11 protein-coding genes, 2 tRNA genes and 1 pseudogene are annotated in these 18,617 nt (G+C 41.1%); 2 read left to right on the forward strand and 12 right to left on the reverse strand.

Features of this window, described 5'->3' with window-relative positions; translation table 11 throughout:
- Positions 1-1,563 carry a TniQ family protein gene (locus tag V7K44_RS31390; protein ID WP_334937726.1) on the forward strand — a complete coding sequence of 521 codons (1,563 nt, stop codon included), beginning with the start codon at positions 1-3 and terminating at the stop codon, positions 1,561-1,563.
- Between the two features lie 198 nt (positions 1,564-1,761).
- Positions 1,762-3,126 carry a TniQ family protein gene (locus V7K44_RS31395; RefSeq protein ID WP_334937727.1) on the forward strand — a complete coding sequence of 455 codons (1,365 nt, stop codon included), beginning with the start codon at positions 1,762-1,764 and terminating at the stop codon, positions 3,124-3,126.
- 189 nt (positions 3,127-3,315) lie between these two features.
- Here V7K44_RS31395 and V7K44_RS31400 read toward each other — a convergent pair.
- From V7K44_RS31400 to V7K44_RS31455, 12 genes and pseudogenes are all read right to left on the reverse strand, one after another.
- A tRNA-Ala gene (locus V7K44_RS31400) sits at positions 3,316-3,388 on the reverse strand.
- A 407-nt stretch (positions 3,389-3,795) separates the two neighbouring features.
- Positions 3,796-3,869, reverse strand: a tRNA-Met gene (locus V7K44_RS31405).
- Between the two features lie 166 nt (positions 3,870-4,035).
- Positions 4,036-6,363 (reverse strand): peptidoglycan DD-metalloendopeptidase family protein, encoded by a 2,328-nt coding sequence (locus V7K44_RS31410; RefSeq protein WP_334937729.1) that lies wholly within the window; start codon positions 6,361-6,363, stop codon positions 4,036-4,038.
- A 793-nt stretch (positions 6,364-7,156) separates the two neighbouring features.
- Entirely contained in the window at positions 7,157-7,618 is a 462-nt protein-coding gene (locus V7K44_RS31415) for a tRNA (cytidine(34)-2'-O)-methyltransferase (protein WP_334937732.1), read from the reverse strand.
- Between the two features lie 350 nt (positions 7,619-7,968).
- Positions 7,969-9,108 carry a glutamate--cysteine ligase gene (gene gshA, locus V7K44_RS31420; RefSeq protein WP_334937733.1) on the reverse strand — a complete coding sequence of 380 codons (1,140 nt, stop codon included), beginning with the start codon at positions 9,106-9,108 and terminating at the stop codon, positions 7,969-7,971.
- Positions 9,109-9,296: 188 nt separating this feature from the next.
- Positions 9,297-11,129, reverse strand: coding sequence for a hypothetical protein (locus tag V7K44_RS31425; protein ID WP_334937735.1), 1,833 nt, complete (start codon positions 11,127-11,129; stop codon positions 9,297-9,299).
- Positions 11,107-15,618 carry an AAA domain-containing protein gene (locus V7K44_RS31430; protein ID WP_334937736.1) on the reverse strand — a complete coding sequence of 1,504 codons (4,512 nt, stop codon included), beginning with the start codon at positions 15,616-15,618 and terminating at the stop codon, positions 11,107-11,109. The genes V7K44_RS31425 and V7K44_RS31430 overlap by 23 nt, the downstream gene beginning before the upstream one ends.
- A 6-nt stretch (positions 15,619-15,624) precedes the next feature.
- Positions 15,625-16,050: a translation initiation factor IF-2 N-terminal domain-containing protein gene (locus V7K44_RS31435; protein WP_334937738.1), complete on the reverse strand. Its 426-nt coding sequence runs from the start codon at positions 16,048-16,050 to the stop codon at positions 15,625-15,627.
- A gap of 258 nt (positions 16,051-16,308) precedes the next feature.
- Complete coding sequence (locus tag V7K44_RS31440; protein WP_334937771.1) at positions 16,309-16,548, reverse strand: hypothetical protein; 240 nt, start codon at positions 16,546-16,548, stop codon at positions 16,309-16,311.
- Positions 16,549-16,624: 76 nt separating this feature from the next.
- Positions 16,625-16,702 (reverse strand): annotated as a pseudogene (locus tag V7K44_RS31445) (hypothetical protein); the annotation flags it as partial.
- A gap of 280 nt (positions 16,703-16,982) precedes the next feature.
- Positions 16,983-17,189, reverse strand: coding sequence for a hypothetical protein (locus V7K44_RS31450; RefSeq protein WP_334937740.1), 207 nt, complete (start codon positions 17,187-17,189; stop codon positions 16,983-16,985).
- A 224-nt stretch (positions 17,190-17,413) separates the two neighbouring features.
- The gene (locus V7K44_RS31455) at positions 17,414-18,607 is read right to left on the reverse strand and encodes an FAD-dependent oxidoreductase (protein ID WP_334937742.1); all 1,194 of its coding nucleotides are present in this window, start codon (positions 18,605-18,607) and stop codon (positions 17,414-17,416) included.
- Between the last annotated feature and the right edge of the window lie 10 nt (positions 18,608-18,617).

Consider the following 18,617-nt stretch of genomic DNA (forward strand, 5'->3'; position numbering starts at 1 on the left):
ATGAGCAGCAATGAGCTTCAAGCAATTGGGTTATGTGATTTACAACAACCAACTATTCCTCCACGCAGCCGCCTCTACAATTTAAAGCCAGTTGGTATCGGAACGCCTGAGGTAGAAAGCCTAACAGGCTACATTGTCCGATTAGCTGAAGAGCATTGTGTACCTACAGGAATATTAATCTTGAGTGAGCTTGTACCATTGCTCAAAGAAGGATACATCTTCAAGAGTAAAGATGGAGGGCTAGACAAAATTTTTCCTGGTCAGATAAAGGCTTTGAATGGAATGGGTAGCTGGGCTTTAAAACTAATTAAAACCCTTGAATCATTAACTCTACGTAATGACTTACGTTTACTAACAATGCTCAATTGGGCGGAAGTAATTCCTCCAAGGAATTTGTTCCGCTCTGACAGAGCTTGGTGTCCAAGCTGCTACGAAAATTGGCGTGTAACTGAACAGACAGTCTATGAACCACTCCTTTGGTCACTAAAGGAAGTTACGATTTGTCTGCATCATCATCAGCGTCTCTGTATAGAGTGTCCATACTGTCACAAAAACAACAGTCTATTGGCTTGGCGCTCAAGACCAGGTTGTTGTTCAAAATGCGGAGAGTGGCTTGGAATTTCTGCAAATATTGAATCACCAAACAGTATAAAACTGACAGAAGATGAACTAAATTGGCAAATATGGGTTATAAATAATCTTGGAGATTTAATAGCCGCTACACTACATTTATCTCCGCCACCTAAAGAAAAAATTTCCAAAATGCTTTCTGGTTATGCCAATGTCCTTACACATGGCAATATAGCGGCATTTGCAAAAAAGCTAGGGCTATGTAAAATTCAAACCCATAGGTGGTGTGTAGGAAAAAGCTTGCCAACAATTGACACACTTCTGCAAATTTGTTTTCAGCTTGAAATATCGCTGCTTGATTTCCTTACTAAAGAAGAAATTAACGTAGATTCTAGCAAGATAATCACACAAAATCAGAATAAACCAAGTAAGAAAGGTACTTACCAATTAAACACCTCGACAGAAGTACTACACGCATTGGAAACTGCGCTCGCTAAAAGCCCACCACCATCACTAATAGAAATTGCTGAATGGCTTGGGTATAAAAAAACTAGTGTTTTGTATTATTATTCTTCAGATTTGTGTAAAATTATAGCAACGCGACATAGTGAGTATGAAAAAGCTCAAAGGCTAGAAAAATTACAGCGTTTATTGGAAGAATTGCTTGCAGCTAAAGAGTATCCACCACCATCTATGCAGGAGGTTGCCAAGCGTTTTGGTAAAAAATCTGTACATAGCCTAGATAAGCATTTTCCAGACCTATGCAGTGCAATTTCAGCACGGTATGCTAATTATCGCCAAGAAAGCCGAACAAAACGAGTAGAAAAATTGCGTCAGGAAGTTTGGAAAGTTGCGTTTCAGCTTCATTCGGAAGGGGTAGAACCTACTGCTAGCAAGATTTCAGTTTTTTTAAAAAGTCCTGGTTCGATACTCCAAAAAGACGTTGTTGAAGCAGTATGCAAAGTACGGCGCGAACTTGGCTGGGAAAAATGAGGTAATTGTTCGGGGAATACTAATTACAGATACTGACTTTTCACGGTAAGTCCTAAAGCCGAGAAACAGCATAACTTTTTACGCATACTCTCAAAAGTCAGGTCTAGGGAAACTACCAACATTATAAAACCTACATGTGTTGAAACACACTGTGGCTAAGGTGTAATTTATTCAAGGTGAAAAAGTTTAGGAGCAAATGTGCTAACTAAATACGAGTTGTGGAACTTTAAGCTACCTTTGATCCCACCGCGTAGTCATCTGTACCACATAGAACCTATCGGCATAGGGACACCTTTGCTAGAAAGCCTGACAGGCTATGTTGCTCGATTGGCTGAGGCTCATTGTTTACCTCCGGGAGTGTTGATGGAAAGAGAACTGACCTCAGTTTTTAATAAGACATATGGAAGTAATAATTTACACAAAATATATCCTTTTACAGGAGCGCTAAATGGCACGGGCGTCATGGCTGCTGACTTGCGTCAAGCTCTTCAAATCTTGACTCTACGCAATGATCTTCAGTTTTTGACATTGCTAACTTGGTCTGAACTACTCCCGTCTAGGAATTTGCTTCGTTCTATCAGGGCTTGGTGTCCAACTTGTTACGAAGAACGACGCACAACTAGTCAATTAGTTTTCGAGCATTTACTTTGGTCGCTGGATGTAGTTAAAGTTTGCCCGCATCACCAGCAAAAGTTGAGTCAAAAGTGTCCTCATTGCTGTCAGACAAATTACGTTTTGGCTTGGCGATCGCGGCCAGGATATTGCTCTAAATGCTTGAAGTGGCTTGGAATGCCATTGGACACTCAAATAAGCGCTCACCAAAATTTAGAAGAGCATGATTTACAGTTTGAAATATGGATTGCACAAAGTGTAGGTGAGTTGCTTGCTAAAGCCCCATATTTGACACCTTTGCCATTAAAAGACAGCATTGCTAAGGCATTGTGCAGTTACGTATCTCAAGTTGCTGAGGGAAATGTAGCTGCATTTGCTCGCCAGCTTCAGATACCCAGAAATACAGTATGGGTTTGGTGTAAAGGTGAGAATCAACCTTCAATCAAGGCTCTTTTACAAATTTGTTACTGTCTGAAAATCTCCCTACTGGATTTCTTAATACAAGGAGTAAAATCTGCAAATTCTTTTCAAGCAGTGCGACTACTACCACTTCAATCAAAACCCCAGACTAGGGCAAGCGCAAAGTCTTTTGATGCTAACAAAGTACAACAAAATCTAGAAGCAGTACTTGAGAGTAATGATTCCCCATCACCATCAATGGAAGAGGTTGCTAGGCGTTTGGAATGCGACAGAAGAACTATTTTTAGGCATTTTCCAAGTTTATGTCGTGCCATCTCTGCCAAATACCTCAACGATAGAAAGGCGATTTTTCTGAGAAATGTACAGCAGTCTTGCGATGAAGTTCGACGAATTGCCCTAAGTTTACACAATCAGGGAGTATATCCCTCTGAAGCCCGCGTTTCAGAACAGATGAGTATGCCAGGATACTTAAGATACAAAGAAGTCCGTACAGCATTGCAAGACATACAATGCCAATTAGGCAAATGCTAACTTAAATTTGCTTTGAGCCATCGAGCAATCATTTCTTCTACGCTTTATCCTTGCCTTCCTCTCCCTCTCTTTTATGCGACAATGACAAGCATTAGTTGTCCTTTGAGAACAACAAGCATAAAGTGACCTTTCTGGACAACTAGTGCTTGTTGTCGCAGACAACGGTTTTGAGTAGCTAGATTTGAATAATGGAGCTAAGCGGATTCGAACCGCTGACCCCCTCAATGCCATTGAGGTGCGCTACCAACTGCGCTATAACCCCAGAACTTTTAGTAGGTAAGCTTTTAAAGCCTACTAATTAGTTAATATAAACTGCATTAACTTAACTATTATGCAAGTTTATGCAAGTTAAGTCAAGACAACTATATTAAGTTATATACCACCTAGTATGTCTAATTCAGCTTGACGTGCCTTAATTTCAACAATCACCGTATTTTCAGCAGTGTCAGCTAAATTTTAAGATAAGTATTTCTGATTACTATTGAACAAAACTCTAGAAAATCTTAATCTTAAACGACCTTTCAAAACTTCAATTCCAACTTTCATGACTATCACGCTGTTGAATAAGCATAGTCATTTGATAGTCAAAAGAGCCTTATATAGCAATTCCGCTCCCTAGTACTACAGATTACTAGAAGCTGAAACCCTTATATAAATTAACTTTTAAAGTGGCTCAGGTCGGAGTTGAACCAACGACCCCAGGCTTATGAGTCCCGTGCTCTAACCAACTGAGCTACTGAGCCATGTCTTTCCAAATCATCAACTATGATAGCATAGAAAATCGCATAAGACTAGCCCCTTTTGCAATTTTGTTATAACTTCCATCCCTATTGAGTCAATAGAAAGTAGAAGAGGGAGGGAAGCTCCCTCAACTAACAAGGTAATAATTTAGTTACAGACAGCCAATAATTATAGGCGTTCCGGTAACATAGCTATTGGGTTAACAGCACCCTTGCCTGATGGATGGATTTCAAAGTGGGTGTGTGGACCAGTACTGTGACCAGTGGTACCCATTAAAGCAATTGTTTCTCCCTGATGTACTGCCTGACCAGGTTGCACCAGAATCTTGCTGTTATGAGCATAGCGAGTCGTGCTGCCATCAGGATGGCGGATTTCGACGAGGTTGCCGTAGCCACCATTGTTCCAGCCAGCTTTTAGTATCGTCCCCTCAGCAGAAGCGACAACTGGCGTGCCAGTGGAGTTAGCAACGTCAATTCCTTTGTGCATTCTACCCCAGCGCCAGCCATAGCCAGAAGTAAGGGTGCCCTTTGCTGGCCAGGTGTAAGCTAAGGTTGAGGAAGATGGAGGAGGTGTAAGTTCGTCAATGGGTCTGGGAAGATATTGATCCACTGCTGCCAAAGGCGGTAATACCTGTGGAGAAACTGTGGTTCCTCGCATCTTTCCTAAGGAGTCAGAGGCATTTACTCTTCCAGAAGGTGTTGCAACTCTTGTGGCAGATTGAGTACGAGAGGGAGTCCACTGGGTAGCAGAACCTAGATTAGGCAAGAATTCTGGGTTTACTGCTTCGGTAGGGCGTACAGTAGTACGGAATTGGGACTTAATTGGCTGAACGCTATAGTTAGCCCGAATCGGTGTCGGAACTGGAATTGGTATTGCTACACTATTTGGTCTAGATGCAGGGTTAGGTACACTGAAATTATTGGGCGTAGAAATAGGAGTGAGCATAGCAGCATTATTTGCTTTGATCGCTGCTGCTGGCACAACTAAATTACCAGACTGTTGAGCGCGATATTTCTGCTGTAACCTCTGGATTTCCGCTTGTAAGCCCCGCAAACGGTCATTATTGTTATTGTTTACCCTTGCTACCCTATTTGCTGGTGTCTTAGGCTGTTGCATTTCGGCAAAAGCTTGTGGCACTGGAATGTCACCACCGACGCCATAAGATTTAGCTGTAGGCAGGGGGGCAGTTTCTAATTCGGTCGCACTATTTGCCTGAATCTGTACAGTTACCGGTGTAGGGACGGCAACGCTACTGTTGTCGGCAATAGTTGGCGATGGTGAACTAGGTAGATATGAGTTAGCACTGCCAATATTCAAAGGAGAGGTAGCTACCTTTGGAGTTTTGCTAGACTCTACAAAAGTGGGCTGACTCGCTACAGTTGCCTCAACTTGAACAGCAGGAGTTTGAACAGCAGGAGTTTGAACAGCCGGAATAACTAGTTTTTGACTAATTCGCAGTTCATTGGGATTATTGAGGTTATTTGCTTTAACTAGTTCTGATACTGAAGTGTTGTATCTGCTGGCGATCGCTGCTAGTGTATCTCCAGGTTTAACTTCATAGGCTGTATGTGTCGAGGAGGCAATCACTATTGGCGCCGCTGGTACAGATGCACTTGTTTGTGTCTTCTGTTTTAACCTCGATATCAGGTTCGCTTGGCTTGCATCGTTAGAAGTGTCTGACTGGCCTGCTAATGCAGTCTTCTCAACTACAGTTGTCGGCTGCGCCAATTCTATATCAGCTTGTGATAAATTTTTGGTTTCTCCAGACTGCAACTGCGCCAGACTCTTTCTTAAACGGTTCGATTTTTCTTGTAAGCGATTTAGTGCGAACTCTTGTTGCGCCTTAAGTTGTGCATTTATTTCACTGTTGCCTGCGCCAGATGTTGCCACTGTTTGTGGCTGGGCAGTTGTTAGTGATGTATTTGTACTATCAACACCATCAGCACTATAGTCAGACAGCTTATTGACTGTTGGAAAACTAGTTTCGGCTAAGGTATTGTTCAATCCCTGTGCCATTTTGGGCTTCAGGTAGGTGGAATTTTTATAACCTGCTGTTGTTTGAGAAAACGTGTTTGATGCAGGAACTTGCAAAGATATTCCACTTGCCGCGACTTGCCATTTAGCTTCAAGCCCAGGCACTTGTGAGACTGCCGTTGGTTCCACGATTACAGGATTTTCCGGCACGCTCGCTGCTGAGACTGCTTGGGACTCCAGCTTTGTGGAGGCGAATTTCACCTCGGTGTCAGGAACAGCAGGAATAGTTGAGGTTGCCTTTTGGCTGCCTACTGGCACCGCTGCTTGGGCTTGATCGCTTTGTCGAGTCACCAAAAGGCTGGTTGCTCCCATAGAGATTGCCAAGCCAATCATCGCCGCTCTTGTCCGCACCCGGCTGTTAACTTTTGGATTCATCACATGTAGCAGTTCTACCGGGGCATCATCGCTGCTAGGGGTATTGTTCAACACAGCTTTTACTCTCTTTTTCAATGCTCGTTTCAAAGACGACCTCCTTACGATCACTAGCGCTTAACTAACCTCGATTTTTCAGTTGGATACTAGTCAATGATTTAGATCGCAACAAATGATAGATCGAGATCACATTCACCAGAGATGCTTACGCAAGATTAACCTGCTTCTCTGATTTAGACAAGTTCACATCTGTTTGCAAAACTTAAATTTTGCTGTGTTTACTTGTCCGAACCACTCCTAACACCACTTAGGACGATTTATGCTCTTTACCATTATCCGCGCTTGTCTTGCGTCAATCGCGGGGACTGGACAAACTATTTGCCAAGTCCAAGTCGCTGCTGAAAATTAAATTGCGGCGACTTCTGGAAAAGTTATGCCCCCTGCTGTAGATATCTTCAAGATATTTCTACCCCATCCGTCTTCTCAACACGAGACTTTACGTTGATTATTCCCTAAAAAACAACCGTATTAACTATCGGCTACTTTTGGGCTGATTTCTGTCCTTTATTGAGCAAAAATAGCTCAAATGTAATACATGACTGGATTGTAGCAATTTCGTTCCTAGTTTAGGATGTTTTAAATTCATCAAAATCTATCATTCAAATTTGGCAATAGCCCAAGTTTCATATACAAATTTCTTATAATAACCTTACTATACTTGTAAGTATCTTCCACTACATTTTGCAAATAAACCCAATTTTTGGTATATTGTTTTACATATTCTTGCTGTCACCAAGAAAATTTTTGCAGTTACAAATAAATCGTCTAATAGGTTTCTGGAAAGTTCATAAGTAAATACACTTGTAACCAGGAATGTAAGCAACTATTGTAAATAGCCTAACTGACGACGGGTTTCAAATAAGCCAATTGCTACACTCACTGACAGATTCAAGCTGCGAACCCCCGGTTGGCTCATGGGAATATAGAGGGTAGCATCGCAATCTGACAGGATTTCTGATGGTAAGCCCGTGGTTTCACTACCAAACAGTAGCCAATCATCAGGTTGAAACTGAAAGCTTACATAATTACAATTTCCATTAACCGTATAACCCAACCATCTGCCGCCACGCCTCTGATGTATGGTTTTAAAGGCTTCGAGGGATTCGTGATAGTGTAGTTTGACATAAGGCCAGTAATCTAAGCCGGCTCTTTTGAGGTAGCGATCGCTAATTTCAAATCCCAAAGGCCCCACCAAATGCAACTCTGTACCCGTAGCTGCACAAGTACGGGCAATATTACCTGTATTAGGAGGTATCTGCGGGTTAACTAAAACTACCTGAGGCATTATCCGTACAACTTACGTATTGTATAAAACAATTTATTGTCAATGTTAAATCTACCAAAAGGTAGAGGCTATTCATAGGTTTTGTTAATAATAATCAAGCATCATCTATCGATTAGATTTTTAAAACGAAGTACAAACCATCCCAGAGCAATGCCTGAGAGGATATTTGGCTACAATCGGTAAATATTAAGTTTTGTGTAGAAAAAGTAAGTGCTTGTGTCTTTTAGGGCTGGTAGTAGCTGCGATAAAATCTACTATTTGTATGAAGACGGGAGCTGGGAGTAGGAAGTAGGGGGATAAGGGGATAAACAAAGTGTTTTCTCAGTGCCCAATCCCCAATGCCTGTTGAGTTAACCCAGCAGAGACGAACATAATTTGTCTTCGAGTTCGATTTCGCGCTCTTGGGTAGCGATAATAGCCTGAGTGATGACGCGGTGGGTGTCAAAACCGACTGCGTGTAATTGCAACCACTGTTGAGCTTCATTGCCTTCGCGGAGGATTTTGTGCAAAGGGGAAAGGAAACAGCTAAAACCTTGTTGCTTGGCGATCGCCCAAACATCTTGGTACATTTGAGCAATCCAATCTCTGGCTAAGATATTTCTACCATCTTGCCAATGCTTTAAATGAGCATCAAGACTACCAGCAGCAGCAGCAGCTTCGTTGTCAGCAGTCAGAGTAACAAGTTCTTCAGCAGACAAAGTGCTTTGGGTTAACGGATCGATGCTGGGATTTTCGATTATTTGCAACAAACGCGCTTCTAATAAGGCAGTAATGGCTAGTAAGGCAATGGGATCTGTAACTAAATCGCAAATTCGCAGTTCTAGGCGATTCAAGTCATAAGGACGGCGATCGCCATTTGGTCGCACCGATGCCCACAAATGCCGCACGTTTTGCATGGTTCCGGCAACGAGTTGATCTTCTACCCACTGGATATGATCGGCGTGGCTGGCAAATAAGGGGACATGGCTAGGCGTTTGTGGGAAGACGCCCCAACGGGTGGAGTGATAGCCAGTAGTTTTGCCATCCAAGAAGGGAGATGAGGCGCTGAGGGCGAGAAATAGGGGCGCTTCCATACGGATGACTCGACACGCCCGCATTAATACTTCTGGATCGCTGATGCCTATATTGATGTGTACGCTAGCGGTAACTACTTTCGTGCCGTAGGTATTCTCAATGTAATCATGATAGGGGTTTACTGGATCGGAACGGAGAAAGCGATCGCCCCCACCCAAAGATAAAGTACTCCCTGGTATTAAGGTGTAATCGCCCAAACGATTGAGGTAGTTTCGCAACTCCCGCCGAGGACGCAACAAAGCACACAATAAATTTTCATAATTATGGGATGGTTGAGTTATGTACTCGACGTTGCGGCTATCTGGTTCGCGCATAAACCCATCCAAAGCCGCAACAATTTTGTCGGAGAGACCGACGATTTCACCTTGAGGCGTGCCAGTATACATCTCAATCTCAAAGCCTTTTAATAAGACCACCTTGTTCTCCTCGGCTCTCTCTACCTATAAATTGTATCGAACAAGACGAATCTCTGGATCTATCTTTAAGTCAATCAAAGGTTAAGAATCATTTAATTGCCAATCACCGTAAAATCAAGACGGTATATTTCTGGGCTGGCTTCTGATAAATTATTACTCTTGGAGTATGAAAAATATCCTAGTGTAGGTTAGGTACGGTACAAAATAAAATCATTGCGTGAATCACTCTCTTGAACAATATTGAGACGTATAAACTGCGCCCATACTTCATCACTAAGTAAGTTTAAAGCAGTTTCGGGATTGTTAATTGCGATCGCGCCGATAACTTTACGCCATCCTTGTTGCAATTGCTCAATAAAAGCCTCTTCAATAGAAATTTGACTCAGCAACGAAAGTGCAGTTTTAAAACTTGCTGAATCATCTGATAAATTTTTCGACTTTAATCCCTGTAGCGCTACATTCAACCATACAGGCAGAAGTTCAAACCAATTATTTTTCTGTATCTCTTTGAGTGCAATATCTTCCATACCTAACGCACCCCACACACATAAAGACTCTACAGCCAGTTTAGAATCGCGGTTTTTTAGAGCATTTTGCCATAATTTTTGAGCGTGATTTTGGAAGCGATTAGCGAGAAATTCATAAGCTTGCTGGACTTGAAGTGGAATTGTAACTTTATAAACTGACTCACCTCGTGGTAGGTAATCGCCGCGATAGGATAACCAGTTATGAGAGCCGCAAAGATGGATTTGTTTATCAACTATTACTTCTTTAACATGGGAATCTCCCAACCAAAAAACCTGTACAGATGGTAAACCATCAGGTGTTTTGATCGCTCGAAGTTTTTTCTCTACTTCTGGTGGAATTGGTTTATCTTCATCTTCTTGTAGCCGTGCAATTCCATATCCAATTAAAATCCGAACTCCGCGATTAGCTAATTTCTGTAATAAATTTAGAAATTTTTCATTGACAACTGCCTGATTAACCCAAGGAGAATAAATTAGAATCTGACTTTCAGCCGAATTTAAAACTTCTGAAAAAGCTAGGCTAATTTGTCCATCGCGTAACTGTACAGCTTCACCTAAGGCTTTATAGTTATCTATTTCACTAGTAGCTTTTGTGGCAGCTTCTAGCGCCTTTTGGCGAATATTTTCAAGCCGAGCTTCTATTTCAGTATTTTTTTGCTTGAGAATGGCTTCACGTTCAAAATTGATGGTTTCGGTTGATAATTTACATAATGCTTGCAAAGATATTTCACCTTCAGTGTGTAGAACTTCTAACCAATTTGATGCTGACTCTAAAATTTGCTTTCCATTCCTTATTTGAATGTTCAATTTATCTTCAAGGGCATCAAAGATAACGAAAAGCGATATCTTTCTCCAAAATTTTTGAGTCGAAGCTAGTACCCTATAGGAAGTTACGATTTTTCCCTCTTCTGGGACATGAAGTGCTAGACCTGAAACTTGAATACTTTTTTGGATTTCTTCAAGCAGTAAGGAAGAGATATCAGCAATTGTACGATCAATAGCGATAAAGTCTGCCAAGTCAGGTAAATTTATCGTTGTCTCATTTAAAGATTCAGATTGAAAGGTTATCTTATCGCTTAAAGGGTCTGTAATAGCATAAATTTGTATAGGATATGGCGGCTGTGGTACAGACCCTTTTTCATAAAATGAGCGGCCTTCAGGAGTAACTGTAATTGGCGATGTTGCTGATAGAGTTTGTAAGGAACGAAGAGTTGTAGTAGTAGTTTTTATAAATACAGAATCAAGCCCAAGTACAGAGGCTAATTCATCCTCTGTTGGCGGAGGTTGAAATTCAATAGCAGCGCGGATGATAAATTCTTCGAGTACATTAAACTTGCGGGGTTCCTTAATATTTACTTCTACCTGAGTTTGACGCAAACTATAACGGAATTCACGCGCTGCTAAAACTGATAAACTAGGACTTTGCGCTTCTATTTCGTCTACCAGTTTTTTGATATTTTCATCAATCGGTTTAGCAGAAGAGGCGAGAAACATCAACGAAACCTCCATGTAGACGCACGATATTTGAAACTTCAGAATACATACTCCCGACTTGTCCACGCTGCTGAGTAAATAGCGAATGACAACCCACAATTACTAATAGTTCTTGAGCGCGGGAAAATGCAACGTTAACTCGTTCTGGTTTCTTGGCAAATCCCACATCTCCTCTACTATTATTGCGAACCATACTCACAATTACAACAGGTCGTTCCATACCTTGAAATCGGTCTACTGTACCAGTGGTGATTTGCAACGATGGGAAATGTTTAGATTGCAGGCGTTCATCAATTTTTCTGAGTTGAGCAACATAAAAAGTAATCACGGCGATTTCTTTTTTTGGTTCACCATTAGCAACTCTAGAAGCCCAAGTACTCTCAAATTGCTTACATAGACATTCAATCGCATTAATTTCTGGAATATTAAAAAATGAAGTTCCTGTCGTTTCTTCTTGAAACTTATTACGTACAGGCGTTTTTACCCAGATAAGATGGTGATATTCTTTGATGATTTCGCCTGTTAAATTATGTGCGCGTTTTGTATCCGGCTCCAAAATACCACATTCTAGTTTACCATCATAAAACTGATTGATTGCTCCCATAATTATGGGGTGCATTCGATATTGAATATTTAACATTTCTTTGATGCTATCATTAGCACCTTCAAACTGAATTTTAAAGAGTGATTCTTGCAATAATTGTAATTCTGTATTTGTGCTGCCAATCTCTTGAGAAACTTCCTCTAAAGTCTTCGTGTCAAGCATGGGTGGTAATTGTCGATGGTCGCCAACCATGATTAACTTTTTACCTTTTAAGGCAGGGATTAATAACTCTGGAGGAGTACATTTACTAACTTCATCAATAATGACAACATCAAAGTATTTGAATTCTTGTGAAAAATTGTAATTTGCAGCTTGAACACAAGTGATACCAACGACATTGGCATTATCTAAATAAATCCGCTTTAAATCGTTGCGATCGCTTTCCGTTGGCTCTCTTAATTTTCTTATCCAATCTTGGACAAAGTTCTGATATCGATTAAGATAAAATTCTTCATTTTGAAGTTGCTGTTGCCAATATTCAAACTTTACCTTGATAGTGTGCAAAAAGTCCAAATCAAACAAGTCTTTTGAATCAAATTCAGGCTGAAATTTAGCAGGAATTGCTTCCCAAATTGACTGCCACCAAGTTCGCTCAGTTGATATGTATTCTAATTGCTGCCGTAAATGCTCAACAATTTTCTGTATTTGACTTTGAGTTTCTATAAATTGGCTTTTGTAGGTTTCCGTTGTTTCCTGCAAGCTAGTAATGCGAACTATGAGCAGGTCTTTGCTAGTGGAAAGTGTAGCAAAAGTATCGATTAAGGAAATTAAAGTATCAAGTTGCTTGGTACGATTTTCCCAGTCCCGTATTTTTGCTTTGAATTGTGGTATTTTAGTCAGAATATTTGAAGGATTATCGAGGTATTGTTGCACTAAAAGTCTTAATTCTTTGGGTAAGTATGGGAAGGAGAAAAGTTCTTGTAAGAGTGCGATCGCTCTTTGAAATTTGAAGTCAGCTTCACTGCAATAATTTTCTAGCTGCTCTTGATTAGCAGATATTTTTTGCTGCTCATTAGCTGCCAACCTCATCTGTTCATTTAATTGAACCTCAAGCTGATTTTGCTCTATTTCTGTTTCAGCCTGTAGTTGCTTCAGCCATCTACGCGCACTAGTAACTATACCATTAACCACCTCCTCTGTAATTTGGGAGATAGCGGATTCACTTTCAACAGGCTGAACTCTTTGACGTATAATCTGGGCTTGTCTCCTAATAGCTTCAAGAGTTACCGCCGCACCATAACGGCGGCTATATGGACGTAATTTTTGAGCTATGGAATCCAAACTTGGCTGGTTGACAGCAAACGTAAGTATCCATTCGATAATCTGGCTCCAGACCCCTAGTGGTTTCTCAATCTCATCGATGCTATTTTGTGCTAGTTGCTTCAACTTTATGAGGGATTCCACAGGGTCTAGCGCGTTACTAACGCTCACCTGGCAAATGGCAGCTTCATCGATTGAGCGATTACCTAGTATATTTCGTCCCCGCACAAGTAAATCTCTGATTTCAGTAACCCGACTGCGTACCCTATCCCATTGGCGATAATTTGGAATTAATTCATTGACTTTTAACTGACACTGATCAATACTCTGTTGCCAGGGTAGATATTGATCTGCGATCGTCATGCTTCGTAATACCGAAGGTAATAAGATTAAGTCAACTGTAAACTCTTGACGATTTTGTAAGCACTCTTTCAATACATTGGCAATATTTAAATTAGCTGTAGACAGCCATATATCAAGGTCATTTATTGCTAAATTGACCTCAGATTCACGGTTATGTAAATTCCTAATTCTTTGGTGCAAACTTTGCTGGTTTGTAAGCAATTGTTGGTGATTTGACTTTAGGCGAGCAAGAGATTCTGAATTTTGTGTGTAAGTTTGTGCAGCTAACTCCGCTTCGGTCATTGCCATAGCTATATCACTGGCGTAAGCTAATGCTGTACGAACTTCAGCAATCCAAGAAGCTACAGTCTTCTGCAACCAACCAGCTAAACCAAATAAACTATGATTTGATTGAACCATACCAAGTTCAGAAGCCAAATTAATTGCTAACCGAAGATTTGCAGCAAAGTTTCGCAAGGAAGCGTCTGTAGATGTGTATTTATTCAGACCAGCCCACAAATTAAGAAGTGCTGGATCTTGCCAGTCTACTGAAGGTGCTTGATTCAGCAACTCCTCTAAAGCAGTTTTCAGAGATTCGACCTCAGCCAGTTGAGATGCGGCTTGATTATATTCATTTTTTTGGATCGTACAAGCTGACTCTAAATTAGTTTTACGTGTCCGTAATAAATCCTGCTCTCTCTTAAATACCTCTTCTACTTTCAGGAATGCTATGAATCGTTGTGATGCTGCCAGCAATTGACGTAAAACTCTTACATTATCGAGGCGTTGAGCAAGATTTTTTTCGCAGTCAGTAGCAGTATTTTCTAACCATGTGCCAATCACTCGATTTTCTAAAAATGGCTGTCCTTGTTCTCCAACTCTTTCGGCGTTTCCCTTTCGCACAGCCCGAATCAGTGGGTTATGAACTAATCGACTCAGGGCGTTATCTACTGCTAAATTGGCTTGAGAAGTAATTAGAGTGCGTCCACCCCGTAGAGCAACTTGGTAGCAAATCTCGGCAATTACAGTAGTTTTACCAGTACCTGGTGGCCCTTGAATTAGAACTAAATCCTCAGCTGCAAGCACTGTTTCTACTGCTGCTTTCTGGCTAGGATTAGCTGAGGATAACAACAAATCCTCTGGTTGCAATTCGACAGTTTTTTGAATAGGTCTTGCTTGGGAAGCGTCGAATAAAAAGTTTCCTAAATAGGGATTTTGGGTGCGTCCTTGTCTTAATTGTGCCAAGGCTTCTTTTTTGCGTTTAATCTGTTGGATGTCACCAACTGCCTCAAAAAACAAAAATCCGGTAGCTGGTAGCTGATAATGCCCTGCTGCCATGTAGTCAGCTAAATCGCGTTCTAGCCTTACGCGGATAATACAACTGTTTGGGAGAACTTCTTCAATAATTCCTAATTGGCGGCTGTTGCGCCAGTTTTGTCCTTTGGGAGTAGTCTCGAATAGCTTAACCTCTTCATTTTTTGCTCGTTTTACCCGTTCCCAGAAGTTTTCCACAGCCAAAGAATTTTCATCATAACCGTCAAGAGTAGCTGAAGTTACGTCAATCTCAAAAGTGATCCGTCTTCCGAAGCCATTATGGCTGAAAAAAAGCACACAAAATTGGCGTGTTTTAGCGATTTTTTCCTCATTGTGTAAAAATACTTCCCAAATTCGCAGATGATCTTTTGTAGGCAGATGGTCGCCGCATATAGGCATAGCTGCCATCCGTTCCAATGCCGTTGATGGAATATCGATACGATACTGATGATTAGGCAGTAACCGTAAACAATAAGGTACAGTATAGCCATCAGCATTTCCCTGTGAAAGTTCTAGCAACTTAGCAGATAGTACCTTTAAACCGCCCCTTCCATTTTGTTGTACAACTGCTATGAATCCTAGTGTTTTTCCTAGCTTGTCAAGTCTTGCAGGTAATTGAAAATCATCATAATCTGTTGCTATAGTTAAATCCCAAATTTCTTCTTCAGGATTTTGCCCCGCACCCTTGCGGCGTATATATACTAAGCGAGGCTCTTGACCTAGTAAATCAAATATTAACTCGTTAGCACGCTCTTGTCGCTGCCAAGGTTCACGATATGATTCAAGGACTACTTGACTTTCAAAATTGCTGATTAAACTATTAATTGCCGAAGAACCTAAGAAGACATAGCCCCATTTTTCCGAATCTGTTTTAATATTTAAGCAACTTACTTGAAAAGATGTAGTAACGGATAGTTCTGGCGTTTCAGAAGGACGATTTGTTAATATTTTGGGTTGATTAATTGCCAAAGTTTGTTATTTGTGAATGGGAGCAAGCCGATTTGGAGATATAGTCTTTGGTGAAGTTGGTTGATCGCTTGTTATAGCTAATTCCTGTTGTATCCCATTTTTAGATGCATATTTTTTAGCAGCCAAACGGATTCGTCCTGCATCAAATTCTGAAATTTTGCTACTATAGCTTTTGACCACGATGTTGAGTTGGTCGCAAATTGCTAGTAACTCTTTATTATCCAAATTCAATTCTTTTGATAGTTCATAGATTCTGACTTGGGCGTTGTTCATGCACCGTTTGCCTTTGCCAACAAAGTTTTCCAAGTCTAGTATTCCCAAATGCTGGCAGGGAACAACATCTTCAACTTTTGTTGCTTTCCTTATTTTGGGTAGTATTGCCCACCAATAATAAAATTCCCGACTTATTAGAGAAGTCGAGAATCTAAGCATTTCATTTTCACAAATAAAATATAATTTTTATTTAGCCTATATTGTCAATATTGCATAGTTACTTAAAAGCAAAATTTTACGACAAAAAATATCGGCTTTGAAAATCGCTAATTTGCACAGTATATTGCCTCAATTCCGTCTACAACATTTTTGAGATTGTCATCAATTGGTTTAGCAGAAGAGTCTAGAAACATCAACGTAATAAGATTGGGTAATTCAATTTCTACAAATACTTGTAACCCATAAGGCAAAGTAATTTTATGCTTTCAACAACCCTTGGCGACGACTAGACCACCAAGCAAATCCAGCACCAGTCACAAACATTAGCAGACCATAAATTGCCCCAGGAATAGCCATTGTAGGACTATTTAGCAGCGTAGGGGTAGAAGCGATCGCGATCGCCAGTGTCCCATTTTGAATTCCTACTTCTACTGTAATTGCCGTAACGCATTTTTCTCCTAATCGGGTTAAAGTAGCGATCGCAAAACCTAAAGCCATTGCAACCACATTCAAAATTAGAAGTAGCGCCACCGGGACAGGCTGCTAAAATCATCACACCTACTGCTAATTGTGGGTCAAGGGGAAATACTGACGCAATCCCAAAGCCCACAATCGGCAACACGAGCAACTGCGCCACCAAGCCAATCACCACCGCTTTGGGATAGATTACAACTCGCTAGGTTAACCCCACACTCAACATGATAATAAATAGAGCCAAGGGCAGAAAAACAGCCGTCAGAAAATTTGCTTCCATCCTTAACCCGCGTTGGTAACAATAAAAGTTCCTCTGGATTTTACCGTATTCCCGTTAAAATTCTAGTTATTGCTTGTGACAATCGATATAAACATAGATCCTCGTAGAGGCGCACAGATGTACGCCCCTAAGCAAGCCTATATTTAATTCAAATGAGAATCCCTACAGTAGTTAGGCTTTATGGAAGATGAGTGGTTTGTACCTCTTCTAAGGGTGGTGGAGATTTAGAAGAACTAGCGCTACTTTCTGGTGTTGAAAGCTCATCATTTACAACTCCATCCCATGAATAATTGCAGATTTTAGTGCGAAGTAATGTACCAAATGTCAGGTTAATTACTACAGCGAAGGAATCGATAAAAATTAAATTCAAAAAACGATCGATCATTAGACCCCCTTGAGCTAAATTGAGCATCAAGTGATACTTGCTTTCTTACTACACATGCCACAATGTCTTTTCCAGAAATGCATGGTGTCTCATATCGTGTCCGGCTAAAGACCAGGGCGAACGCAAGGGGGGCGGTTTAATCAGCACCTTGATATTTCGATAGCTTTCTTGTCGATTCTCTCAACTCAAAATTGTTCGAAGTATTGCTAATACCACACTAGAATTTAACTTTTTACAGATGGTTTAAAATTGTATATCCATTTGTGAAAATCATCATTAAGACTCATTTGGCGCTCTTGGGTCTGCCCAGTAGATGCCACGGTGTTAATGTCGTAATAACGCATCTCACCCAAGGCACTACGAGCTTGAATGAGTTTTGTCCGCTCAATGCGACACTGTTCGTAGCTAGTCAGAGCTTCTTGCAGATTAGCTGAATCAGAAAAACACTCTCGTAGTTGGTATGCATCTTCAAAAGTGGTATTGGCTCCTTGTCCCATTGCAGGTGCCATTGGATGAGCGGCATCGCCTAAGAGAGTGACTCTGCCTTGACTCCATTGAGTTAACGGCGGGCGATCGCAAATTGGCCCTTCCCAAATTTCCTCGGCTGGTGTGGCTTCTACTACCACCCGAAAGGATTCATCCCAGTCGGCTAATTCATGGAGAATGCGAGACTTCACTTCATCAGCGCTGTGAGAAAGGGAGTACTCAGGCGAGAACTTCCGACTAATCCAACTGGTATAGCCGCCGCCCACATTCAGAAGGTACATAAACTGTTGATTGCCTTTGACAAAAACTAGTTCATAGTCATTAAATAGCTCATGGCGATACTTGATGACGGCACGCCAACACATACTGCCGATATAATTAGGCTTACCCTCGCCAAATAAAGTTTCTCTGATGACAGAGTTAACGCCATCAGCGCCAATCAGCAAATCTGCATCTACCGATTTTTTGCCATCAAAATGAATTTCCACACCGTTTGCATCTTGCTCAAAGCCGATGCAGCGATGATTGAGGTGAATGATCTCAGACGGCAATCTCGATGCTAAGACTTGCTGTAGACGATACCACCAAATAGTTAACAAAGGTTGTCCGTATTGCTCTAAATATTTAGTTGCGTTAGTTCGGATTGTCTCTCCCTGAATATTTTTTAAAACTGTGTGCTGAACTTCACATCCTGAACTTTTGAGAGTTTCGACAATTCCCGGTGCGATCGCATCTAGAGAATGCAAGCCATTGGGAGCTAGTCCTAGTCCAGTTCCCGCCGGACGAAATTCTTGGGCCTTTTCGTATACTTGCACCTCTATCCCTTGGCTTCTCAGTGCGATCGCCGCAGCTAAACCACCTGGCCCAGCACCGACAATAGCAACTTTCTCTACTATGGGTTGGGATAATTTCTGAGTGAGATTTGTGTTCATATTATTAAGT

This window comes from Nostoc sp. (assembly GCF_036917235.1).
In the GTDB taxonomy this organism is placed as follows: domain Bacteria; phylum Cyanobacteriota; class Cyanobacteriia; order Cyanobacteriales; family Nostocaceae; genus Nostoc.

Excerpts from the sequence above, each read along its gene's own strand:
- V7K44_RS31390 (WP_334937726.1), top strand. The coding sequence starts at position 1 with ATGAGCAGCAATGAGCTTCAAGCAATTGGGTTATGTGATTTACAACAA.
- V7K44_RS31415 (WP_334937732.1), bottom strand. The coding sequence starts at position 7,618 with ATGCCTCAGGTAGTTTTAGTTAACCCGCAGATACCTCCTAATACAGGT.
- V7K44_RS31425 (WP_334937735.1), bottom strand. The coding sequence starts at position 11,129 with ATGTTTCTCGCCTCTTCTGCTAAACCGATTGATGAAAATATCAAAAAA.
- V7K44_RS31435 (WP_334937738.1), bottom strand. The coding sequence starts at position 16,050 with ATGCTTAGATTCTCGACTTCTCTAATAAGTCGGGAATTTTATTATTGG.
- V7K44_RS31440 (WP_334937771.1), bottom strand. The coding sequence starts at position 16,548 with ATGGCTTTAGGTTTTGCGATCGCTACTTTAACCCGATTAGGAGAAAAA.
- V7K44_RS31450 (WP_334937740.1), bottom strand. The coding sequence starts at position 17,189 with ATGATCGATCGTTTTTTGAATTTAATTTTTATCGATTCCTTCGCTGTA.
- V7K44_RS31455 (WP_334937742.1), bottom strand. The coding sequence starts at position 18,607 with ATGAACACAAATCTCACTCAGAAATTATCCCAACCCATAGTAGAGAAA.